Annotated in this window: 21 protein-coding genes and 1 tRNA gene; 11 read left to right on the forward strand and 11 right to left on the reverse strand. The window is 63.8% G+C overall.

Annotated features, from left to right (window positions below; translation table 11 throughout):
* Positions 1-83 precede the first annotated feature (83 nt).
* The 4 genes from HMPREF2678_RS04935 to HMPREF2678_RS04950 all read left to right on the forward strand — a co-directional run bounded on the left by HMPREF2678_RS04935 (position 84) and on the right by HMPREF2678_RS04950 (position 4126).
* The gene (locus HMPREF2678_RS04935) at positions 84-659 is read left to right on the forward strand and encodes a DUF6230 family protein (protein WP_034966659.1); all 576 of its coding nucleotides are present in this window, start codon (positions 84-86) and stop codon (positions 657-659) included.
* Complete coding sequence (locus HMPREF2678_RS04940) at positions 649-1638, forward strand: DUF6114 domain-containing protein (protein WP_070551170.1); 990 nt, start codon at positions 649-651, stop codon at positions 1636-1638. Before HMPREF2678_RS04935 ends, HMPREF2678_RS04940 begins: the two co-directional genes overlap by 11 nt.
* A gap of 135 nt (positions 1639-1773) precedes the next feature.
* A complete protein-coding gene (locus HMPREF2678_RS04945; protein WP_070551172.1) occupies positions 1774-2574 on the forward strand; it encodes a PspA/IM30 family protein in 801 nt (266 codons plus the stop codon).
* On the forward strand, positions 2564-4126 hold the full coding sequence (locus HMPREF2678_RS04950; RefSeq protein ID WP_246817888.1) for a DHA2 family efflux MFS transporter permease subunit: 1563 nt from the start codon (positions 2564-2566) through the stop codon (positions 4124-4126). Before HMPREF2678_RS04945 ends, HMPREF2678_RS04950 begins: the two co-directional genes overlap by 11 nt.
* Positions 4127-4185: 59 nt before the next feature.
* On the opposite strand, the gene HMPREF2678_RS04955 is transcribed toward HMPREF2678_RS04950, so the two are convergent.
* The 3 genes from HMPREF2678_RS04955 to HMPREF2678_RS04965 all read right to left on the reverse strand — a co-directional run bounded on the left by HMPREF2678_RS04955 (position 4186) and on the right by HMPREF2678_RS04965 (position 6827).
* Entirely contained in the window at positions 4186-4944 is a 759-nt protein-coding gene (locus HMPREF2678_RS04955; RefSeq protein WP_070551174.1) for a decaprenylphospho-beta-D-erythro-pentofuranosid-2-ulose 2-reductase, read from the reverse strand.
* A gap of 33 nt (positions 4945-4977) precedes the next feature.
* Positions 4978-6390, reverse strand: a complete 1413-nt coding sequence (locus HMPREF2678_RS04960) for a decaprenylphosphoryl-beta-D-ribose oxidase (protein WP_070551176.1) — start codon at positions 6388-6390, stop codon at positions 4978-4980.
* Positions 6391-6512: 122 nt separating this feature from the next.
* On the reverse strand, positions 6513-6827 hold the full coding sequence (locus tag HMPREF2678_RS04965) for a hypothetical protein (protein WP_371325836.1): 315 nt from the start codon (positions 6825-6827) through the stop codon (positions 6513-6515).
* 36 nt (positions 6828-6863) lie between these two features.
* Between HMPREF2678_RS04965 and HMPREF2678_RS04970 the strand changes: the two genes are divergently transcribed.
* Both HMPREF2678_RS04970 and HMPREF2678_RS04975 read left to right on the forward strand, forming a co-directional pair.
* Positions 6864-7622: a hypothetical protein gene (locus HMPREF2678_RS04970; protein ID WP_070551178.1), complete on the forward strand. Its 759-nt coding sequence runs from the start codon at positions 6864-6866 to the stop codon at positions 7620-7622.
* Positions 7623-7646: 24 nt separating this feature from the next.
* Complete coding sequence (locus HMPREF2678_RS04975) at positions 7647-9026, forward strand: hypothetical protein (RefSeq protein WP_141747023.1); 1380 nt, start codon at positions 7647-7649, stop codon at positions 9024-9026.
* A 698-nt stretch (positions 9027-9724) separates the two neighbouring features.
* Here HMPREF2678_RS04975 and HMPREF2678_RS04980 read toward each other — a convergent pair.
* The 5 genes from HMPREF2678_RS04980 to HMPREF2678_RS05000 all read right to left on the reverse strand — a co-directional run bounded on the left by HMPREF2678_RS04980 (position 9725) and on the right by HMPREF2678_RS05000 (position 15183).
* The gene (locus tag HMPREF2678_RS04980; protein ID WP_083303423.1) at positions 9725-10252 is read right to left on the reverse strand and encodes a GtrA family protein; all 528 of its coding nucleotides are present in this window, start codon (positions 10250-10252) and stop codon (positions 9725-9727) included.
* Positions 10245-10949 carry a GtrA family protein gene (locus HMPREF2678_RS04985; RefSeq protein WP_034971999.1) on the reverse strand — a complete coding sequence of 235 codons (705 nt, stop codon included), beginning with the start codon at positions 10947-10949 and terminating at the stop codon, positions 10245-10247. The genes HMPREF2678_RS04980 and HMPREF2678_RS04985 overlap by 8 nt, the downstream gene beginning before the upstream one ends.
* A gap of 247 nt (positions 10950-11196) precedes the next feature.
* On the reverse strand, positions 11197-12105 hold the full coding sequence (locus HMPREF2678_RS04990; protein WP_070551184.1) for a galactofuranosyltransferase GlfT1: 909 nt from the start codon (positions 12103-12105) through the stop codon (positions 11197-11199).
* Positions 12106-12108: 3 nt separating this feature from the next.
* Entirely contained in the window at positions 12109-13950 is a 1842-nt protein-coding gene (locus HMPREF2678_RS04995) for a long-chain-fatty-acid--CoA ligase (protein WP_083303424.1), read from the reverse strand.
* Positions 13951-14247: 297 nt separating this feature from the next.
* Positions 14248-15183 (reverse strand): hypothetical protein, encoded by a 936-nt coding sequence (locus HMPREF2678_RS05000; protein ID WP_246817889.1) that lies wholly within the window; start codon positions 15181-15183, stop codon positions 14248-14250.
* Between the two features lie 46 nt (positions 15184-15229).
* Here HMPREF2678_RS05000 and HMPREF2678_RS10360 point away from each other — a divergent pair, with 46 nt between their 5' ends.
* Both HMPREF2678_RS10360 and HMPREF2678_RS05005 read left to right on the forward strand, forming a co-directional pair.
* Positions 15230-15460, forward strand: coding sequence for a hypothetical protein (locus HMPREF2678_RS10360; protein ID WP_168163086.1), 231 nt, complete (start codon positions 15230-15232; stop codon positions 15458-15460).
* 243 nt (positions 15461-15703) lie between these two features.
* Positions 15704-15883: a hypothetical protein gene (locus tag HMPREF2678_RS05005; protein ID WP_034966681.1), complete on the forward strand. Its 180-nt coding sequence runs from the start codon at positions 15704-15706 to the stop codon at positions 15881-15883.
* 739 nt (positions 15884-16622) lie between these two features.
* Here HMPREF2678_RS05005 and HMPREF2678_RS05010 read toward each other — a convergent pair.
* A complete protein-coding gene (locus HMPREF2678_RS05010) occupies positions 16623-17411 on the reverse strand; it encodes a galactan export ABC transporter ATP-binding subunit Wzt/RfbE (protein ID WP_070551186.1) in 789 nt (262 codons plus the stop codon).
* Between the two features lie 107 nt (positions 17412-17518).
* On the reverse strand, positions 17519-18406 hold the full coding sequence (locus tag HMPREF2678_RS05015) for a galactan export ABC transporter permease subunit Wzm/RfbD (RefSeq protein WP_070551188.1): 888 nt from the start codon (positions 18404-18406) through the stop codon (positions 17519-17521).
* 304 nt (positions 18407-18710) lie between these two features.
* Here HMPREF2678_RS05015 and HMPREF2678_RS05020 point away from each other — a divergent pair, with 304 nt between their 5' ends.
* Together HMPREF2678_RS05020 and HMPREF2678_RS05025 are read left to right on the forward strand one after the other, a co-directional pair.
* A complete protein-coding gene (locus HMPREF2678_RS05020) occupies positions 18711-20078 on the forward strand; it encodes an aminotransferase class V-fold PLP-dependent enzyme (protein WP_051893608.1) in 1368 nt (455 codons plus the stop codon).
* A 9-nt stretch (positions 20079-20087) separates the two neighbouring features.
* Positions 20088-20984, forward strand: coding sequence for an EamA family transporter (locus HMPREF2678_RS05025; protein ID WP_070551190.1), 897 nt, complete (start codon positions 20088-20090; stop codon positions 20982-20984).
* On the opposite strand, the gene HMPREF2678_RS05030 is transcribed toward HMPREF2678_RS05025, so the two are convergent.
* Entirely contained in the window at positions 20981-21982 is a 1002-nt protein-coding gene (locus HMPREF2678_RS05030) for an NAD(P)H-quinone oxidoreductase (RefSeq protein ID WP_035001724.1), read from the reverse strand. The genes HMPREF2678_RS05025 and HMPREF2678_RS05030 overlap by 4 nt on opposite strands.
* A gap of 90 nt (positions 21983-22072) precedes the next feature.
* On the opposite strand from HMPREF2678_RS05030, the gene HMPREF2678_RS05035 reads away from it, so the two are divergent.
* Positions 22073-22157: transfer RNA gene (locus HMPREF2678_RS05035), tRNA-Ser, on the forward strand.
* The last annotated feature ends 87 nt before the right edge of the window (positions 22158-22244 follow it).

Consider the following 22244-nt stretch of genomic DNA (forward strand, 5'->3'; position numbering starts at 1 on the left):
CGTCACCAAAAAGAACCGCAATTCGCGCAACGGTGCCACCGCGGGGATAATGCATAAGGGCATTACAACAGGAGGCACGAAGAATGGGACGGATCAACGGCAGGAAGGCCGCAGTTGCGCTTACCGCCGGGCTGGTCGGCTTTGCCGGCACCGGAATGGCCGTGGCGAAGGGTGGTATTTCCGCGAACTTGGCGCTTTCCGGATCCTTCTTCACCGTGACTATCGGCGGCCTGTCCGGGCAGGATTTCTCCCTGTTCATGGATAACGACACGAAAGGTGACGACCACCTGCCCGTCGCGCGCGTGAAGATAAAGGAGGCGAAGGCCTCTGACCTGTGCCTTTCCACCACTGTGCCGAACCTTCCCGCCGTCGGCGAGGCCACCCTTTCGCTGCGCGCCAACGGACAGAACAGCGTTGATGCGGACGACCTGATCGTAGGCTCCACCGACATCAAGGGCAGCCTGCGGATGGCCGACCCCAACCTTGGTATTGACGCCAGCCAGGTCAACCCCGAAGCACCGGACGACGCTTGGGGTCTGCACTCGAAGGACGTGCAGGTTGTGGCGGATAAGATCATTGCCACGTCGGTTGGTGCAAAGCAGCTGAACGTTTCCGGTGTGGAGGCGAGCGTGCGCCGAGGAACCGAGAATGCCTGCTAAAGGGCGGTTAGCGCGCTTCGCCGAGTGGCGCCGCAACCGACCGTTTGTGCCGGGACTGTTGGTGCTGCTTTCGGGTGTTGTCATAATGACGCCCGCGTATCTGACGTTGCGGATCTCTGACCTACTGGTGATGATCTCCACGCTGTCGGGAGTTTCCACGCTATTCCTGGGCGCAGCGCAGATCATGTTTGCACTGGGTATTTGGCTGAAGCCTGCCACGGCGCCCTACCTGGGGGTTTTCGCCATTTTGGCATCGCTGGTGGCGCTGCCGGCCTCCAATATCGGCGGGTTCTTGTTGGGCTCGCTGCTGGGTATTTTCGGCGGGGCGTTTGCCCTGGCCTGGGAGCCTGGGGAGCGTAAGCCGAAGAAGGCCCGGGGCGAGGACGAGGACGGGGGCTCCGGCGGCGGGTACTCCGCGACGGTTGCAGCCCTGCTGGTGGCAGTGGGGATTGCGACCGGCTTGGGCATCCTGAATGCGAATGCCCCGTACAGTGTGGCGCAGCCCGCGCGCGTGGGCGACGTAGGCCAGGTCACCGCAGATAACGTGACCTTCAAGGGGAACGTGCGTGTCGGCGTGGATTCCGTGGGCACGGAGCAGGGCCGCCGCGACCTGCTGCGCATCACCGGCGACCGACTGGAGATCAAGAACCTGCAGATCAAGCTGCCCGGCCAGTGGGGTGACGGACTGATGCAGACCGGCTCGGATGTGGAGACCTACGTGATCGACGGCCCCGTCGTGGTGGAGGCTACGTCCCTGGAGGCCGTGCCCGCGCTGGCTGAGATTTCCACGGTACCGGTGAAGGTCGATATCTCCGCTGGCGCGGGGGATGTGTTACACCAGCTGGGCTTGGTTCCTAGCGAGGCGCCGATCCCGGACCCGGTGATGGAGGTCGTCTCCCTGAAGCAAGTGAAGTTGGACCTGTTGCACCTGACCGGGCGGGACATGAATGCCCCGGTGGTTCACCTGTACCCGCTCTAGTGGCGGGTTGTCACCCCGCTCTTGCTTTCGCCCCGTGCGCCACGCGGAAAGTCAGTACGCTGGAATGCAGTTAACTTAAACAAACCACTACATCCCGACTAAGTACCGACTACACACCGACACAGGAGTTTTCCCATGGCGAATCCATTTTCTAAGGGCTGGAAATACCTCATGCAGTCCCTCGATACGAAAATCGAGGAGAACGCGGATCCCCATGTGCAGATCCAGCAGGCCACGGAAGCGGCCCGCAAGCAGCACCAGCAGATTTCCGAAAGTGCAGCGCGCGTGATCGGCAACCGCAACCAGCTGGAGATGAAGCTGAACCGCCTGCAGCAGGACGCAGACAAGCTCTCCAACAATGCCCGCACCGCCATCCAGCAGGCCGACAAGGCCGCGGCTGACGGCGACCAGACCAAGGCCAACGAGCTGAACCAGACTGCAGAGCTCTTCGCATCGCAGCTGGTCTCCGTCGAACAGCAGCTGGAGGAAACCAAGCAGCTGTACGCCGGCGCGGAAGAAGCAGCCCGCCAGGCGCAGCAGCAACAGCAGCAGTCTGCCGCCCGCCTGGAGGATCAGATGGCGCAGATCAACCAGTTGCGCACCCAGGTTGACCAGGCGAAGATGCAGGAGGCCACCGCGAACTCCATGCAGCAGATGGATGGCCTGGTGCAGAACGATGACGTACCGACCCTCGACAGCGTGCGCGAGAAGATCGAGCAGCGCTACGCCCGGGCGCTCGGCAGCCAGGAGCTGGTCGAGAACTCCGTGCAGGGTCGCATGGTGGAAATCGAATCGGCTGGAAATGACATGCGCGCCACCTCCCGCCTGGAGGAAATCCGCGCCCAGCTGAATGCCGAGAACGGTGCGAACGCGCTCGAGCGGGGCGAGGGTAGCGGCGAAGGCACTGGCGAGGCTCAGGGCGAAATTGAGCGCTAGGCCCGACTCCGACCGCGCGGAGCACTCCGTCCCTCCCGGCGAGCCAACGCCCGGTGCAAAACTCCTGATCGGCGTGCTCGTCGCCGCCGCCTTCGTGGTGATTCTCAACGAGACCACGCTGGCGGTTGCGCTGCCCGTTTTGATGGGAGAATTTGGCGTCACCGCCGATGCAGCGCAATGGCTGACCACAGCGTTCATGCTCACGATGGCCGTGGTCATTCCGATGACCGGCTACATCATGCAGCGCTTCCGGCTGCGGTCGATCTACATTGCGGCGCTGACGACGTTCCTTGTCGGCACGATCCTGGCTGCGGCAGCGCCGACGTTCCCGATCCTGCTGCTCGCGCGCGTGGTGCAGGCCAGCGGCACGGCGCTGGTGATCCCGATGTTGATGACCACCATCATCCGCCTGGTGCCAATCAGCCGCCGCGGTGCGGTGTTCGGCCTGGTGTCGGTGGTTATCGCGGTGGCTCCGGCGCTGGGCCCGACGTTCTCCGGGGTGGCGCTGGAGGCCTTGGGCTGGCGCTGGATCTTCATCCTCGTCGCTCCGCTGGTGCTGATTGCCCTGGTCGCGGGCCTGTTCCTGGTGAAGAACTTCGAGGAGCCGACCCGCCCGTCCCTGGACATTCTGTCGGTGTTCCTCTCTGCCTTCGGCTTTGCGGGCCTGGTCTACGGCCTGGCCGGCCTGTCGGAGCTGGCCGACGGCGTGCCGGTGCAGCGCCTGGTTATCCTCGCCGCAGGCCTGGCGATCCTGGTGGTTTTCTTCCTGCGCCAGCGTTCCCTGGAGCGCAGCGACAAGCCGAACGCCACCCCGCTGCTGAACCTGCAGCCGGTGCGGGTACGCGAGTACAACCTGTCGCTGGGGCTGCTACTGTTTTCCTTCTACATGCTCTTCGGCTTCATCATCCTGATGCCGCTGTATGCGCAGAACGTCGCAGGCCTGTCGGAGCTGAAGACCGGCATGGTTTCCCTGCCCGGAGGCCTGGTCATGGGACTGCTGGGCCCGGCCATTGGGCGCGCCTACGATGCCCGTGGCACGCGCATGCTGATCATCCCGGGCAGTATTTTGATCACGATCGCGATGATGGGCTTCGCCGCCCTGGAGCAGACGGAGCACCTGTTCGCCTGGGTCGGATCCGGGACGTGGCCGGCGTTTGTGCAGCTCATGGTTCTTACGGTGATCTTGAACTTGGGCATTGCTTTGATGATGACGCCCCTTATGTCCAACGCCCTGGCCGCCGTGCCGGACTCTTTGGCTGCCCACGCGCAGGCAATTTTGAATACCCTTCAGCAGGTCGCGGGTGGCGCCGGAACGGCGATTTTCGTGGCTGTGATGACTTTCGCATCCGCCCGCTACGCCTCTAGTAATGCGGCGGAGCTGGCAGGCCTGGCTGCGACGGATCCTGCGCTGGTGGAGCAGCAGGTGGTGGGCCAGGGCATCCACATGGCGTTCCTGGTTGCGGCGTTCGCGTCGGTGCTGCTGATGGTGCTGTCGGCGTTCCTGAAGTTGGACGCGCGGGAGTCCGCGCACCCGGGCGCACCGAAGAGCTAGAGTCCGCCGGAGGGCTAGGTTCGCCGGGGCGCAAGCCCCGGGGCTCAGCTAAGTGGAACTTAGAGAGGCAGCTTGCGAAGGACCGGCAGCGGCAGGTGCTTCAGGATCAGCATGATCGGGCGGAACAGGGGGTGCACCCAGATCAGGGACTTGCGGTTATCCACGGCCTTGGCGATGGCCTTGGCCACGTCTTCCTTGTCCACTGTCAGCGGGGCATCGTCCAGGTCCTTGGTCATGTTGGTGCGCACCTGGCCTGGGCGGACGGTCAGCACGCGCACGCCGGTGCCACGCAGGGCCTCGTTCAGCATGCGGTAGAAACCATCCAGGCCGGCCTTGGTGGAGCCGTAGACGAAGTTGGAGCGGCGAACCATCTCACCTGCAACGGTGGAGAACGCCACGATTTGGCCGTGGCCCTGCTTCTTCATGTAGTCCGCCAGCAGTACGCCGACGGAGACAGCGCCAGTGAAGTTCACCTGTGCGGCCTGCACGGCCAGCTTCTGGTTGGTCCACTGCTTCTCATTATCGCCCAGGATTCCGAACGCAACGATGGCCAGGTCCACGTCGCCGTGGCTGAAGATTTCCTCGAACACCTGCGGGTGGGAATCGAAGTCCACTGCGTCGAAGGAGACGGGTACGACCTCGCTGGCACCGGCGGCGTTCATGCGTGCGGTGGCGTCATCCAAAGACTCGCCTGCACGGGCGGCCAGGATCACGCGTGCGGGGCCGCGGGAGAGGAACTCCTCGACGACGGCAAGGCCCATGTCGGACGCGCCGCCGAGCAGCAGGATGGACTGGGGTTTGCCAACGGCATCAATCATTGTGACTCTCTTTCGGGTTAAAGCTCTGTGCAGTTAAAGCTCAAGGCGGCGGGACATGTCGGAGGCGAAAACCCCCGTCGGGTCGATGCGCTTGCGGGTGGCCAGCCAGCCGGGCAGGCCGGGGTACATCTTGTGGAAGCTCTCGGCGGAGGTGCGGGACTCCTTGGCCAGGTACAGGCGGCCGCCGAACTCCATCACGCGGCGGTCCAGGTCATCCAGGAAGGCACCCAGGCCCGGCTTGATCGGGAAGTCCACGCAGACGTTCCAGCCCGGCATCGGGTAGCTCAGCGGAGCCTTGTTGCCCTCGCCGAACAACTTGAACACGTTCAGCGCGGAGTAGTGGCCAGAGCGCTGGATGTCGCGGATGATCTCCTTGAACGGCTCCACGGCCTCCGTCGGCACGACGAACTGGTACTGCAGGAAGCCCTTGGAACCGTAGCCGCGGTTCCACTCGCCGATCAGGTCCAGCGGCTGGTAGAACTGCGTGAGGTTCTGCACCTGGTTGCGGTACTCGCCGGACTTCAGCCACCACAGCTCGCCGATGGCCACCATGGACAGCTTGTTCATGGTGAAGCTCGGGAAGATATCCGGCACGGTCATTAGCTGCGGGGCGTTGAACTTCAGCGGATCCTTCGCCAGCTTTGGCGCGTATTCCTTCAGTTGATCCAGGGTGGCCAGGGAGCCGCGGGAGATCGCGGCGCGGCCCAGCTTCGGCTCCGGGCTGATCGCGTCGAACCAGGCGGAGGAGTAGGTGAAGTTGTGCTCCGAACCGTCGGAGTGGAAGGCGATGGTCTCGTCCAAGGAGTGCGTCATGTCTCCATCGGCGATGAAGTACGCGGTCTCCGTCTTCGTCATCTCAATAGTCGCGCGCAGGATGATGCCGGTTAGGCCCATGCCACCGACGGTGGCCCAGAACAGCTCGCCGTCCGGGTCGTCCGTGGAGCCCTCCGGGGTCAAGTGCAGCACGCGCCCGTCGGCCACCAGCAGCTCCATAGAGCGGACGTGGTCGCCGAAGGAACCCGCGGAGTGGTGGTTCTTGCCGTGGATATCCGGGCCGATAGCGCCACCGATGGTCACCTGGCGCGTACCGGGCAGCACCGGCACCCACAGGCCGTAGGGCAGAGCGGCCTTCATTAACTGATCCAACGTCACGCCCGCGTCCACGTCCACGAGGGCGGTATCGGGGTCGATGCTGTGGATCGTGTTCAGCTGCTGCATGTCAATGACGAGCCCGCCGGCGTTCATGGCCGGGTCGCCGTAGCTGCGACCCATGCCGCGGGCAATTACGCCACGCTGCAGGTGGCTGGGCTTATCCGCGTTATCGTCGGCCACGCGCGCAACGGCGGCGGCAATCTGGTCGACATCCTGCGTAGACAGAACTTCGGCGGTCGTGGGGGCGGTGCGGCCCCACCCGGTGAGGGTACGAGTGCTGGTGTGCAATTCCATGTTCTCTACCCTAGCGCCCGGGCGCGACAACCCCTGGGTGCGGCGCCGCGTGGGGCTCAAGTTGCCAGCGTTTTCGCAGTTGCGGTGTGGGTGGCGTCACTAAAAAAAGGGCAAGCGGAGGGCTAGTAGAGCTCCATGATCTGGCGGATTTCCTCCGGCAGTTCCTCGGGTTCGGTGATGGTCGGGCCGTCGTAGTCGCGCAGGATGTCGCGCACGCGCTGGCGGCTAGTGCTGTCGAGGATGGGGAGTTCCTGGGCCATGAGGCGGGTCATGTACTCGTTGAGCGGCAGGTTCGTGCGGGTGGAAGCCTCGTAACTGCTTTCTTTACCGACGCCACCAATTCGCACCGGCGCACTCCTGTGTTCCTGCTCGGCGGGGGAGGGCTTGGAGCGCTTGAAGAGTTTCGCGGCGGCGGGGAACCTATCAAAAACAGCCATGGGGATGATCATAGTTGGTGGTAACCTCCGAAAGCGATGAGCACAACTGCACCTGAGAGCACCGCCGCTGGGGAGTCCGCATCCGTCCGCTACGACCCGATCATGGTCGTTGCCGCCGCTGGCTCCGCGGCTGGCCCCGCCGCTGGCCCTGCGGACGACCCCACCTTCGCCATCTGGCAGGTGGAAACCGACCCTGACGTGCAGCTCGGCGACTTTTCCGGAGCCTGGCTGATCGACGGCGCAGGCATCCACGGCTTCGCCGCCAACGCCGACTGGATTGAGGGCACCGACGACCGGGCGGCCATGCTCGCGGCCCTGTTGCGCTATCCGGTGCTGTTCGTGGGGGACGCGGCGGCGGCCGAGCTGTTGCCGCGGGAGGTCGCGCTGATTGATGTGGCCGCCACGGAGGCTGGTCTTGAGGACGCCCTCGCCTCCGCAAAGCAGCACTTCAGCTCGGAGTTCCCGGATAAGAAGCAGCCAGCGTGGGGGAGCTTCCGCCTGCTGGCGGAGTTCCGCGAGGCCGAGGCGGGGATTGCGGCCGCCGGTGCTTCCGCGGGCGACGGTGCCGACGATGCGGGCGCGGACGGCGAGGGTGCTGACGGTGCGGGCGCGGGCGACGCAGACTACGCAGAGCGCGCGGCCGTGGCGAGCGCACTGAAAGAAGCTGCCGCCCTCCGAGGCTGGATCTCCCAGTACAATGCGTTCGACAAGCTCCGGGTTCGCAGAATTGGTGCCGTGAACAGCGAGTTTTCGAATGCCCGACCGCTGCCGGTGGTGCTCACCAAGCGAGGTTAGCCGGGCGCGGTTACGCTTAAACCCATGAAACCCACACCTCTCATCAGAGCCGTCGGCGGGTATGAATCCGCTGGCGGTTCTGGTGCTGCGCGGGCGGAGGGCAGCAGAGCCGGTTGGACACAGGAAACCCTGGGGGTCATGTCCACACGGGGGATGGGGATGAACAGGGAATTCAGGGCACAAACCACAGCATTCACCGTGGCAGTGGAGCACCACTACCCCAGCGTGGGGAGGTACTCGCGCCTGCTCAGCGTCTCCGGCGCCATGAGCGTGGCCGATTTCGCCGACGCAATCCTCACGAGTTTCCGCTGGCCAGAGGCCGTCAACCGGGTGCCCGAGGCGCACCCCACGCGCTACGTCGCGCGGGAAGATCGGGGCGCGCTGGAAGATCAGGCCGCCGACAACGGCGAGCCTGCCGCCGCCGGCTTTGCTGGCGCTGGCACACCCGGCGCCCCAACCTGGAGCTTCCGCGCCCGCACCGCCGGCCGCGTTCGCGTCTACGCCAAGGGAGCCAACTCCATCGGCACTGCTCTCAGCGATATCTTCCGCCGCGGAACCATCGGCGTGCTGAAGGTCGAAGGCTACGACTTCAGCATCACCGTCACCGACACCACCACCCGCCACGAGGAGCTCGACCCCGCCTACGACTCCCCCTTCGCCGTCTCGGCCGATACTCCTTTCGGATCCTCCAACTCCCTCTTCGGCTCCACCGCTGACACGCCCGGCGATACCAACGCCGAAGCAGTCCTCCTGGCCGCCGACTTCCTCAGCGATACTGATGGTGATGCGGCGGAGGCGGGTGGCGTCGATAAAAATCAGGAAGACGAGCTCGCCGCGCACCTGCACCCTGCCGGAATCCCGGCGATGGTCGACATCACCGAGGTGAATGTGGCGCTGGCTGGCGAGGATACCGTCGAGCAGGTTCTTGCCGAAGTTGATCCTGAGCTGCGCGAACTGCTGCGCGACGGGGCTATGTACGAGTTCATTCCGCTGCTGCAGGCGCTGGATCTGGAGCGGCCCGCCAACGTCTCCGAGCACGCCGCCGAGCTGCTGGCCGACGCGCCGATCGAGAAAAGCAAAATCGGACGCGCCGCCGCGTGGGCGCGGATCATCGCCCTGTCGACCCTGGTTGATGCGGAAACCGACGAGGTCAGCGAGGCCTTCATGTCGGCACTCGGTTACACGCGCGCGGACGCGAAGCTGCCGCCGACTGAAACTGCCCTTGGTACGGACGCCCTCAGCGCCAGCGAAATCAAATGGCTGTCGCGGCGGACCGGGCGCATCTTGGCGCAGGTGGGGGCTTGCAAATGGGAGCGTCAGCCCGATGACCAGGCGGTTCCGTTGGTTCCGCAGTGCTCGGTGCTGGAGCGGCTGGAGATGTACCGCTTCATCCTGCAGCTGTAGCCCGGCTTTCGCTGCCCGCCGACCCGGCCTAGATGCCCCTCCCGGTGGGCTGAAATGTCGTTAGAACGGGAATCTGTCGGCCAAAACAGGCCCAACAGGGCGCTCGGCGGGTCGCAATGTCGTTAGAACGGGAATCTGTCGGCGCCCGCAACTCCTTGCAGAATTCCGCAACTCTCTGACCTGCGCTTTTGAAGATTTGCAAATCACTTTCATTAACAGATTCCTGTTCTAGCGACATCCGCACCTCGGCGGAGCCCCTGGAGGACCTCAAATAGCGCAGGATTCCCGTTCTAGCGACATCCGAACCTCGGCGGAGCTGCTTAGGGTCTTAACTGTCGGAAAAGTTGCAGTCCCAGTTGTTAAATGTCGGAAAAGTTGCAAAACGTTCCTGGGTGTAGTTTGAGGAAGACTGGGAAAACGCTCTGAACTGCAGGTTTACAAAGTTGGAAATGGAGGTCAATAACAAAATGCAACATTTCCGACATTTAAGCATCTGGGAGTGGCTGAGCTTGCCTCACGTTGCCTCATATTGCCTCATATCAAGACATGAAAGGGGCTGGAGTGATTGGAGAGCTCGGAGTGACTGGAGAGGCGAAGCCAGAGCCAGCGGGGCAGAGGGAGGGGCGAGGCCAGAGCCGGAGGGGCAGAGGGAGAGGCGAAGCCAGTGCCGGCGGGGCAGAGGCAGAGGCGAAGCCCAGCTAGCGCTTGAAAATCAGGAACTTCTGGATCAGGAAGTTCAGCACCGTCGCCGTGCCCTGCGCAATCACAAAACTGATCGCACGCACCCAGAACGCATTCAGGTCGAAGCCTTCCAGCCACGGGATCGACACCTTGTACAGCCCCCACTGCACCGCAAAGGTCAGGCCGTAGGTCGCCATGGTTATTGCAAATCGACGCCCACTCGGCTCCGCCTGGAAAGTCCACCGACGGTTGATGAAATACGCCGTCAGGGTTCCCAGCACGAATCCCAGTGCCTTCGCCACGCCATCGCTCAAGCCTAACGCGAAGGTGAACAGCGCCGTCGAGCCGAAGTCGACGATGGCGCTGAAGCCTCCGACCAGCACAAACTTCACCAGCTGTGACTGGAGCATTTGCTGCGCCCGGCTGGTGTGCGCTACCTGCCCGGCCGCGCCAGAGCCCGCGCCAGCGCCACCGGCCTGCCCGGCCCGGCTGGTACCGCCGGCCTGTTGCGGCGAGGGGGCGTCATTAGAAGGAGGGCTAGTCATCCGCACCGCCCGCATCCGCACCGCCACTTCGCGGCTCGACTACGCGCACCACCCGGTTCGGCTCGCGCGGGGCAGAGCGGAACGTCCACAGCTTGTTGAACAGGAAGTTCGCCGGCACCGCCAGGATCACGCCGATGAAGTTGCCCCAGTACGCGCGCGTGCGCAGCCCCGTCGAGTTATCGAAAATGTCGTGCGGCAGCGCGATCGGCGACTCCGGATTCACCAACGCCGTCGAGACCACCAGCGTGATCAGCAGCCCGAACACTCCCACGGCCATGAACTGCGGCAGCTGCTTCCACCAGGCGCGTTTCGGCTCGTGGCGGAAAGTCCAGTAGCGGTTCAGGCAGAAGTTCCAGATGTTCGCCAGCAGGAACGCGATCACGGAAAACACGTGGTACCAGCGGAAATGGTATTGGCTGCCGAGGAGGTTCAGGAACGCATCCTGCACATGAATATCCCAGCCAGACTCCGCGAGCTTCTTCGACAGCACGAAAATCGCCTGGTTCACCACGAATCCCGACGCGCCGACCAGCCCAAATTGGATGAACTGCCGCGCGACGTGGCGGTGACGGCGGGCTCGGGAAGGAGCGGCGCCTTCGGCGTTTTTCTTATTGACGCCTACGTCGTCAGCGGGGCCGGTGGGCTCAGCGCTAGGGGTCGTTTGGGTTTCGGACACGGTCACTTCGGCTAACTTTATCCTCGGCTAGGTGGTGCATGGCGGTGCCGGGGGTTTGCTTTGGTTTGCTGGATTTTGCAATGCCATTTTGCATTGGCATTGTGCAATGACATTGTGCATTGGCACCGCGACAGTCTCTTTAGACTACGCCCGTCGCCGGGATAAAAGGAAAATGGAAGTCGGTGTGTGCGCTTAAAAAGTTGCTTAGAACTTCGGCCGGCGGGCGGCGGGCGGCGGGCGCACTCGTGCTCCGGGGGTGCGCCGCCCGCTACCGTCCCGGTCGGCGGAACTGCTCGCGCCGGCCGAGTGCGTGCAGTCGCAGCCACTCGGCGAACCCTTTCGGGTCCTTCTTCTGCACTAGGAAGAACCAGCCGAAGCGGGCGTACTCCTGCGGCAGTAGTTTGCGCATGCCCGGCTGGCTCATGATGTACCCGCGGTTGCGGTACGTGAAGTAGCGCTTGAATTCGTTGTCCGGGTACTGCGTGTGCATCTTCCCGCCGAGGATCGGCTTGAACTCGTCCGATCCGTCGGGGTGCAGGTAAGCGCAGGTCAGGCACGTTCCAAAGGGAAGGCCGCTGCGGACTAGGCGGCGGTGGTATTCCACTTCGTCGCCACGGATGAACAGTCGATAGTCGGGAACGCCAATTATCTCCATCGCCCGTGCACTGATCAGCGCGCCGTTAAACAGGCTGGCGATCCCCGGAAGGAAAGACCCCTCCAGCTCGGATAGTGTCCGCCGCCACACCAACCCCTGGCGCAGCGGAAAGGCCAGCCGCTCCGGATCTTCGATGTTGCACACGACCGGGCTGATTTCCTCCAGCCCCTCGCGCTCGGCAACTTCCTGCAGGGTGGCCAGCACGTGCTCGTCGGCTGGCCGCCCGTCGTCGTCGGCGCACCAGATCGCGTCGGCACCCAGGGACAGCGCCGTCAGGAATCCCAGTGCAAAACCACCCGCTCCGCCCAGGTTCGTCGCGGACCCCACGTAGTGCGCCCGCGACCCGCACACCGCTTCCACTAGCGAACGCACCGCCGGGTCGTTGCCGTTATCCACAACCACCACGTGTGCGACCTCCGCGCCTTCCTGGTTTGCAACCTGGCGCAGCGAGGCCTCCAGCAACTCCACGCGATTGTGCGTGACGATCACTGCTGCGACGGTATCGTTCCTGCTCAGTGGCATGGTTTAGGCCTGCTCCTTCTCCGCCACTAGCTCCTGCACTTCCCGGCGGCGCACCTTGCCCAGCTGGTCGGCGGGCAGCTCCTGGAAAGCATGGAAAACCTTCGGCACCTTGTATGCGGTCAGTCGTTTCTTGGCGAAGTCGCGGAAGTCGTCGGCGTCAATAACAGCGCCATTCGCCAGAACCACAGCCGCAGCGACGGTTTCGGACCCATCCTTGCGCTGCACGCCAACGACGGAAGCCTGCTCGATGGAGGGGTGTTCGCACAGGACTTCTTCGACCTCGGCGGGGTAGACGTTGAAGCCGCCGGTGATGATCATTTCCTTGATGCGGGAGACGATCTTCAGGTATCCGTCGGATTCCATGACGGCCATGTCGCCGGTGCGGAACCAGTCCTCGTGGAAGGCCTCGGCGGTGGCGTCCGGGCGGTTGAGGTAGCCCTTGAACACCTGTGGGCCGCGGACGACCAGCTCGCCGGCCTCCCCGTCGGGCATGGTTTCGGCGGGGTTGTCTGGGTTGGCGATACGGATTTCGGTGGAGGGGAAAGGCACGCCGATGTAGCCCTCGCGACCCTTGCCCATGGGGTTACCTGCGATGATCGGCGAGGTTTCGGTCAGGCCGTAGCCTTCCACGATGTTGCCGCCGGTGGAGCTTTCCCACTCGCGGACGGTCTCTGCGGGCAGTGCGCTGGCACCGCTGAAGGAGTTGCGGATGCCGGATAGCGACATGCCGCGCTTCTCGGCCTCCTTCATGATGTTCTGGTACAGCGCGGGCACGCCGGGCATCCAGGAGGGCATGTTCTTCTTCATCACACGCATGACCAGCGGCATTTCGGGCGCGGGGAGCAGCTGGATTTCGCCGCCGATCATCGGCGCGAGCGTGATGTTCATGGTCAGGCCGTAGGCGTGGAAGATCGGCAGCGCGGCCAGCATGACCTCCGGCTTCGGTCCGGTGCCCAGGCCCTTCACCCAGGCTTGGCCCTGCCGCAGGTTCGCTATGAGGTTGCGGTGAGTCAGCACGGCGCCCTTGGGCTTGCCGGTGGTGCCGGAGGTATAGAGGATCAGCGCGGGGTCGGTGGGGTCGGTCTTCTTATTATTGACGCCCCCACGCAGCCACTTCTCGCCATTTCCGCCCGTGCGCATGAAGCTCTTCCAGGAGACGGCGGAGGGCGCCGGGCCGGTGAGCTTGTCCTTCATAGCCTTGATCTTCGGGATCGGCAGTTTCAGGGCGTAGCGCAGCAGGGCGGGCATCTCGTCGGGGAGGGTGACGGCGATGACTGTATCCAGGGGGCTATCCAGGCGGAGCTGTTCAGCGACGTCGCCGACCTTGTCCCAGAAGAAGGCGACCTTTGCCCCGTGGTCGTTGAAGGGGTGGTGCAGCTCGGCGGCGGTGTACAGCGGGTTGTGGAGGATCGGAACCGCGCCGACGTTCTGGATTGCGAAGAAGGCGATGAGGGCCTGCGGGCAGTTCGGCAGCGCGATGGCGACGTGGTCTCCGCGCTGCACGCCGAGCTTCTCCAGGGCTGCGGAGGCGATGGCGACCTGGCGGCCGTACTGCTCGTAGGTGGTGGCTTTGCCGAAGAAGGTGAAGGCGTTGCGTTCGCCGATCGTGTCCACCGCGTGCCAGAAGACCTCCGGAATGGTGAAGCCTGCGGGGTTTTCCGCCGGGTCGTCGAGGTCAATGGTGTGCTGCGTCCACGGGGTGTAGTGCTGCAGCCACGCCTTAGAGTTGAAGGCCTCGGATGCGGTTGCGCCGTCGCCGGCGGGGGTGCTGGCCGGAGTGGCTTCCTCGCTGCCGGCGGGGGTGCCTGCGCCGTTGTCGCCTGCTGGGTTGGTCAACTGTTTCACCTGGTTCTGCGTGAGTTCTGGGGGGAGTATTTGCTCTGCGTGGCTGCGTTTAATTGCACTGTGCCGTCAGTGTCTAATTGCACTGTGCCGTCAGTCACGCTTGCACGTCCGTGACCGAGTCTAACGCTTCGCGTGCCCCAACTGGCGCGGTTCATTAATTCTCTTTTTATCTCTAGTTCGCGCCTAGCTCGCGCCGGGCTTGCGCCTAGCTCGCGCCGGGGCGGGGCGGACGGTTCGCGAAGCTGGAGGTGAAGTCGGTGGAGGCGAGGGGGCGTCAATAAGAAAGGACAGAAATGGCTACGACCAGGCGAGCGCGCCGCCGCTCCAGAGGGTGCATGGCGGGCGGGTCGGGCGTGCGGCGAGGGCGTGGAAATGCTCGCTGACCTGGTCGATTGCGTGGCCGGAGTGGTACGTTTCCGCCGTGATGCGCAGCAGCGTGATGCCGCGGGCTTGGATGTCGTTTTCGCGCTGGCGTTCCTGCAGCAGGGCGCGCTCGATGGCCGGCGCGGTGGAGCCGTACTTCTCGCGGCCGTCGTATTCGACGGCGAGGCCGACGTCGAAAAACATGTCGACGCGCCCGATGGTCCAGCCGGCCTCGTTGAGTATGTTGACCTGCTGAAACGGCGCGGGCAGGCCGTGTTCCCAGAAGCGGATCTTCAGCTGCGACTCGCGCGGACTTTCGGAGTAGCGGGTGATGAGGCGCGCCGCCGTGCGAGCCCGCTGCGCGCCGTGGCGGATTGGCTGTTCACTCTGCCACGCGCGCCAGTTGCACCACTCATGCCACGTGATTTTCTTTGTGTGTAGCGCGGCCTCCGTGGCGATGACTGCGTCGTCCAGCGAGTGCCGAAGCCCGAGGTCGTGGCACGTATCCAGCAGTCCGCTGGTCCAGATTTCGCCGAACTCTGTGGGGATCAGCACGGCGCGCTGGCCTTGCCCCGGCGTAGCGAGGTGGCGCTCTGACCTGCCGTTTCTTCCCATCAGGCTTCTTTTTGGTGACGCCAACTCCACCGTCTCCGGCGGCCCGAACTTCTCTAGGGGCAGGCCGTGGAGGAAGGCCGCCGATTTGCCCGCCACGACGGCTGGACCACTGCGGATGTACTCGGCGGCGATTCTGGCTCGCGCTTTAATTGCTTCTGCGTCGGGGTCTTGTTCAAACTCGCGCCACTGACCTGCGGGAATATAGACTCCAGGTGCAAGTCTGACCGCTTCACCCCTCGCTGCGAGTCGCTGCATTTTTCGCGCCTCCGAGGGGTTCATCGTGTGAACGTCGAGGAGTAGCTTGGCCTTCCTGCGTGGTGGTGCCTGGGGAAATGTGACCGCACGCGCCCTCCGGGTGGTCGTGGATTTGGCTCTTGCCTTTCCATTGCTTGCGCTGGTGCTGGTGCTGGTGTGTGTGCTGGTGGATGTGTTGGTGTGTGTGCTGGTGTGTGTGCTGGTGGATGTGCTGGTGTGTGCGTTGGTGTGTGTGCTGCCGCTCGTGCTGTTATCGCTCAATTGCTGTGCGGTGTGATCTGTTGTTGTACGTGCCTTGGATTGTTTCACTGTCGCCCCCTGTTTTCCCTGGACTACGTAGCCATTCAAAGAGTTGATGGAGATAAAGAGATTCGGCAACGCATCCGGGGTTGCGGTCATTCTTGCATTTGAGCGAGCTTGGCGGGGTATGGGTGGCTTGGCCCTGTGAATAACTCTCTGCGGACGGATGCTTTATCCACAAGCACAAAAATTCGAGATGCGGGAATCTCCCCGATGGTGTATGGGCAGCTTGGTGCCGGGCGTGGTGCTGGTGCTGGGTGTGGTGTTGGGTGTGGTGCTGGTGGGAGTGGGTGCTGGTGCCGGCACCGCGCGGCGTGCTGGTGCTGAATGCGTGAAAGTGAGTATTGGGGCCACTGGGGGCATTGTTATTGGTGTGAGCGCTGGGGGAGTGGGCTGGTGACCTCAAGAGCAACTGCTGGACGGGAAAGTGTCGGAAAAGTTGCAATTTGTTATTGGGATACATTTTCACCTATGTAAAGCTGCAGGTCAGCGAGTTTTTCGAGTTGGGTGCCGGCGATAAGGATTTACGTTTTGCAACTTTTCCGACATCTAGCGTTTTGAAGTGCAACTTTTCCGACATTTAAGTCTGTGAGGTGGCGATGCGAGTCGTGGGAGTATTGGTGCGAGCCTGTGGAGTATTAGTGCGGGCCCGTGGGGTGTTGGCGAGCTGGGGTTTCCGCCACATGGGTGTGAATATTGGGGCGGGAGAGCGACTTGAGGCTGCCGTTATGGCATTGTGGCGATCTGCGAAGTGACCGGTAGCTTCCTTGGTGGAGAAAGTGTCGGAAAAGTTGCAATTTGTTATTGGGATACATTTTCACCTATGTAAAGCTGCAGGTCAGCGAGTTTTTCGAGTTGGGTGCCGGCGATAAGGATTTACGTTTTGCAACTTTTCCGACATCTAGCGTTTTGAAGTGCAACTTTTCCGACAGTTAACCACTCGCCAGGACGGGCTTCAGGGTGGTTTATGGAATAAGTGGGACGGTAGGGGCTGGTGGGACAGATAGGACTGGTGGGAAAGTGGGGCTGGTGGGGCGAAGCTGCCAGTCGCCGGGCAAGGCCAGCCGCCGGGCGACCCCGCCAAACAAACCCCAGCCCACAAACCCCGCCAAACAAACCCCAGCCCGCAAACCTCCAAACTAACCCCGGCCCAGGTCCTTCAGCACCCGGCGGACGTGCGCACCAGCCTCAGGCCCCTCATACGCCTCAACCACATCATCCACGCGCCCGACCTTCCGGACCTCTCCGTGGTCGATCCACAGCGCACTGTCACACAGCTGCGCCAGGAATTCGTTGCTGTGCGAGGCGAAAACCAGGATGCCGCTGCGCTCAACCATCTCCACCAGCCGCCCGCGTGCCTTAGCCATGAACGCCGCATCCACGGCGCCGATGCCTTCGTCCAGCAGCAGAATCTCCGGGTCGATGCTGGTCACAACCCCCAAAGCCAACCGGATCCGCATACCCGTCGAGTAAGTACGCAGCGGCATTTCCAGGTAGTCCCCCAGCTCGCTGAACTCCGCAATGTCGTCCATCTTCCGCCGCATTGCCTTGCGCGTCTGCCCCAGGAAAAGCCCGCGGATCATGATGTTTTCGTACCCGGAGATCTCCGGATCCATGCCCACACCCAGGTCGAACACGGGTGCCACGCGCCCGCGCACGATCGCGGACCCGCGCGTCGGCTCGTAAATCCCACTGAGCAGACGCAGCAGGGTGGACTTGCCGGCGCCGTTGTGCCCGACCAGGCCGATCCGGTCGCCGTCTTGTAGATGCAGATTGACGCCCTTAAGCGCCTCCACCATCACCGTATTCGACGAGTTCCTGCCGATCGCGCCGCCGGCAGCCCCCAGGAATGTCTGCTTCATGGAGCGGGTCTTCGCATCGAAGATGGGGAAGTCTACGCACGCGTCGTAAGTGTCAATCGAAACCATGTCATCTCACTTTGTTGTTTCAGTTGTCGCGGCTGGCGGGCCCCAAGCCCACCTGCCGCTAAGCCAGCCGCAAAGCCAAGCCATACCAGGCACACCAGCTAGCACGGCTAAACCCAGTAGCTCACGCGGAAGCGCCAGCGGCGCATCACCAGCAGAGCCAGCGAAAGCCCCAGCACGGTCAGCACGCCCACGATGCCCCAGTGGTAGGCGGGGACTGGCTCGCCGATCATCGGCCCGCGGACGATCTCCAGGTAGTGGTACAGCGGGTTGATCTCCGCAATTCGTGCGCGCTCGGCCACTGCCCCGCCTTGGTCGCGGAGGGTTTTGGTGGTCCAGACGATGGGCGTCATATAAAAGGCCAGTTGGACTAGCGAATCCAGCAGTGGGGCTACGTCGCGGAAGCGGGTGGCGATGATGCCGAAGAACATGGTCACCCAGATGCCGTTGGCGATCATCAGCGCCATGGCGGGCACGATCAGCAGCACTTCCCACCCGAGCGATGGGCGGAACACGGCCAGCAGCACCAGCCAGATCACGAGGTTGTGCAGCAGGAAGAGGAATTGCCTCCACACCAGGCGATACACGTGCACCGACAGGGCGGACGGTAGTTGTTTGATCAGGCCTTCGTTGGCGATGAAGACCTCGGCGCCGTCCTTGATGCAGCCTGCGATGAAGCCCCACAGGATCAGGCCGACGGCGACGTGTGGCAGGAAGCTCGCCAGGTCTTGCTGGAACAGCAGGCTGTACAGCAGGCCGAGGGCCAGAGCCATCACGCCGGTGGCGATGGTGATCCACAGCGGGCCGAGGGTACTGCGCCGGTAGCGTTGCTTGATGTCCTGCCAGCCGAGCGCCAGCCAAAGTTCGCGCTGCGCCAGCCCCTTCTTCAGGTCCGCCCACGCGGCGGCGAAGGTTTGGGAGTTGCTAGCGGGGATGTCGCCGTCTGTCGCGGCGGTGATCCGCTGGAGATCCGCGGCCTCTGGCATTTTCTGTGGCATGTGTTCCTGCTTCTGTTGCTGTTGCTTTGAGGCAGTCTATTTTACTTTGTGACGCCCACGCCTCCTATTCTCGGCGCGTCCCGCGATCGTGTTGGTGGCTGCGTTGGCTCGCGGGGACGGGGACGGCGGGGACCGGGGACCGGGGACGGCGGTGGCCGCGACCGGCGACGGTGTTGCGTGTCCGGCTGGCAGGCTAGTATCGGTTGGGCAGAAGCACAGTCTGAAGCAATCGCAGTTTGAAGCAATCTAGATAGCCCAGGTAGCGCAGTCTGGGTAGTGCAGTCTAGGTGGATAAGGAGTTCCAGTGTTCGATGTGCCACGGGTGCGGGGATTGTATGCATCGCTGTCGGATGGCTGGACGTACTTAAACGCGCAGGATTTCCCGCAGGTTCCGGAGCGGGTGTCTTCGGCGGTGGCGCGTAGTTTCCGGGTGGCTTCTTTGCTGGAGCCTCCGGAGTCGGCGACGGGTTCGCATTCCCGCGCGCAGCGTCCGGGCCGCCGCATTGGTGAGTCTTTCGGAGACTCCGCGCGGATCGCTATCGCAGATCTGACGGGCGCGCGCCCGGAGAATGTGGTGCTGGGAGCCTCCCGCGCGGCGCTGCTGGATGACCTGGCGCATGCCCTGTACCGGCGCTTGCGCCTGGGGCAGGAGGTCGTGCTGTCCCGTATCGACGATCCGGCGAACGTGTCGCCGTGGAAGCATGCGGCGGATCTGTATGGCGCACGGGTGCGCTGGGCGGAGCCGGATCTTTCCAGCGGTGTGTTGCCGGCCTGGCAGTACACGAACCTCGTGGAGCCGGAGACGACCGTCGTGGCAGTCTCCGCCGCGAACCGGTACGTCGGCGCGGTGACGGATGTGCGGGCCATCGCGGATTGCGTGCGGGCGAAGTCCCGGGCGTTGCTGGTGGTGGATGTAGATTCCTTCGCTCCTTACCGCGTGGTGGACGTGGAGCAGATGGGTGCTGATGTGCTGGCGCTGGATGTCGCCAGCCTGGGCGGCCCGAGTGTCGGCGCGCTGGTGTTCAAGGATGATGCCACCCGCCGCGAGGTCTTCCACTCTGCGCATGGCGTAGCCGTGGGCGGCGTGTCGGAGGGCCTGCTGGGTGGCGTGGCGGAGGCCGTGGATCACCTGGCCCGCTTGGACGATTCCGCCCGCGGCACCCGCCGTACGCGGTTGAAGAAGGGGCTGCCCCGCGCCGCCGAGCACCTGAATACGCTGGCAACGCACCTGGTGGAAGGTCTGCAGAGCCTCGGCACCGTGCACGTGATTGGCGTGGATGGGGACGGCCCTGTGCTGGAGGAGTTCGCCGCCGTGGATCGTATTCCGCGCGTGAGCTTCCTAGTGGATGGTGTGCCCGCGGGCGTGGTGGTGCAGCGCCTGCTGGCCAATGGAGTGGTCGCGGGAGTGGTCGCGCCGGGCCAGTCGCAGCTGCTGGAGCGCATGGGGGTCTTCGAGGAGCTGCCCGCGGCGCCGGGCGCGAACTCCCGCGGCCGCCACGGCCGCAAGGCGGCGGACGCTGCCTCGGCACAGAGTTCTCCGCAGGGGCCGGAACGGGACTCGGCGCTGGGGTCGGAACTAGACCAGGCCGGTGCAGTTTCCGTCGGGTTCGCCCCGCACAACACCGTGCATGATGTGGACCAGTTGGTGCGGGTGGTGGCGTCCGTAAGATAGCGTGGCCGTGTGCTACGACTGATTACCGCGCTTACACCGATAATTTGGGGAACGACGTACATCGTCACCACGAACCTGCTGCCGCCTGGGCGGCCGCTGCTGGCGGGAGTGCTGCGTGCGCTACCTGCGGGTTTGCTGCTTCTGCTGTGGTTCCGCAGGCTGCCGCGCGGGCAGTGGTGGTGGAAGTCCGCGGTGCTGGGGGTTGTGAACATCGGCGGCTTCTTTGCTCTGCTTTTCGCGGCGGCGTACCTGCTGCCGGGCGGTGTGGCGGCGATTGTGACGAACACGGCGCCGCTATGGGTGATCGCCCTGAGCCCGGCGCTGTTGGGCACGCGGATTCAGCCGTACCAGGTGATCGGCGCGCTCGTCGCTGTGGTGGGTGTGGCTTGTTTGGTATTGACGCCCTCCGCAGCCCTCAATGCCACCGGTATTCTCGCGGGCTTAGGAGCCAGTGTGTGCATGGGGCTGGGTGCGATTCTGGCGAAGAAGTGGGGCAAGCCGGACGATGTTCCGCAGCTGGCGGTGACGGGCTGGCAGCTGACTTTCGGCGGACTGTTCCTGGTTCCGTTGCTGCTAGTGATGGAGGGGCTGCCGGACCACCTGACCGGCCAGAACGTGCTGGGCTATGCGTACCTGACGATCTTCGGTGCCCTGATTGCGTATGGCATTTGGTTCCACGGTTTGGCCAAGTTGGACGTGGTGCAGGTGGCGATCCTGGGCGTGCTGAGCCCGGTGACGGCTACGTTCCTGGGCGTGGTGTTCGTCGGCGAGCGGCTTTCGCTGGTGCAGTGGGTTGGCCTGCTGCTGGTGCTGGCTGCGCTGGTGTTGGTACAGACGGGCGGGTGGCCGCGTAGACGTGGGCGCGGGAACCGCGGGAGCGGGCGGCTCACCAAGCCGCGCGCCTAGCTCTGCGGCAGCTCGAGCACGATCTTGCCCGTGACCTCCCCGGCCAGCAGTGCCCTGTGCGCTGCGGCGGCTTCGGCGATGGGCATGATCCGGTCGATGTGGTGGGTGATCTTCTCGCTTTCCAGCAGCGGCCAGACGTTGCGCAGGGTCTCGGCGACGATGCGCGCCTTGTCTTTCGCGTCACGGTAGCGCAGGCCGGTGGCGCTGATGTTTCCGCGTTTGCTGAGTAGCTTGGCGATGTTCAGTTCGCCCTTCACGCCACCTTGCATGCCGATGATCACGATGTGCCCGTCGGGGGCCAGGGCATCGATGTTGCGGTCGAGGTATTTGGCGCCGATGATGTCCAGGATCACGTCCGCCCCGCCGTGTGCGGCCAGGGTGTCGGCGAAGTCCTCTTCCTTATAGTTAATGAGGATGTCCGCACCGTAGCGGCGGCATACGTGCAGCTTTTCTTCGGAGCCGGCGGTGATGGCCACCGTGGCGCTGAGGGCCTTGGCTAATTGGATGCCGAAGATGCCGATGCCTCCGCCGCCGCCGTGGAAGAGGATGGTATCGCCTTCGCGTAGGCGGGCGGTCATCATGATGTTGGACCAGACGGTGCAGGCGACTTCCACCACGCTGGCGGCTTCGGCGAGGCTGTACCCGGCGGGGATGGGTAGCAGTTGGCCTTCGGGCACGGTGGCGTATTCGCTGTACCCGCCCCCGGAGAGCAGGACTGCGACTTCGTCGCCTGGGTGCCAGGGGGAGCCGTCGGGGCGGGTGGCTCCGTTGGGGTCTTCGATCACGCCTGCGGCTTCGAGGCCAATGATGTCGGTAGTGCCGCGGGGTGGGGGATAGTGGCCTTGGGCTTGTAGGGTGTCTGCTCTATTGACGCCCGCGTAGTGGATGCGCACCAGGGCTTCGCCGGGTTGGGGGTCGGCGATGCTGGTGGTCTGCCAGGCCAGGGAGCTGGGGTTTTCGGTATCGGTCTGGATGATTGCGTTTGTGGTGATGCTCATGGTCTCCACCCTAATGAAACATGGTGCGGCTGGGAATGGGTGTGTTGTGGTGTGGGGTGTAAGATGTTTTGAGCGGTATTGAGCCGCGTTGGAAGTATGGCAGAGCGGCCGAATGCACTGGTCTTGAAAACCAGCGATGGGAAACCATCCGGGGGTTCAAATCCCCCTGCTTCCGCAGTTTTCATTTCCCCTGGTCGGTTCTTCTGTGAACTGGCCAGGGGTTTGCTGTTTGGGGTTAAGTAGCAAAAAGTGTGTCCGCTCG

Source organism: Corynebacterium sp. HMSC058E07, assembly GCF_001809885.1.
Classification (GTDB): domain Bacteria; phylum Actinomycetota; class Actinomycetes; order Mycobacteriales; family Mycobacteriaceae; genus Corynebacterium; species Corynebacterium macclintockiae.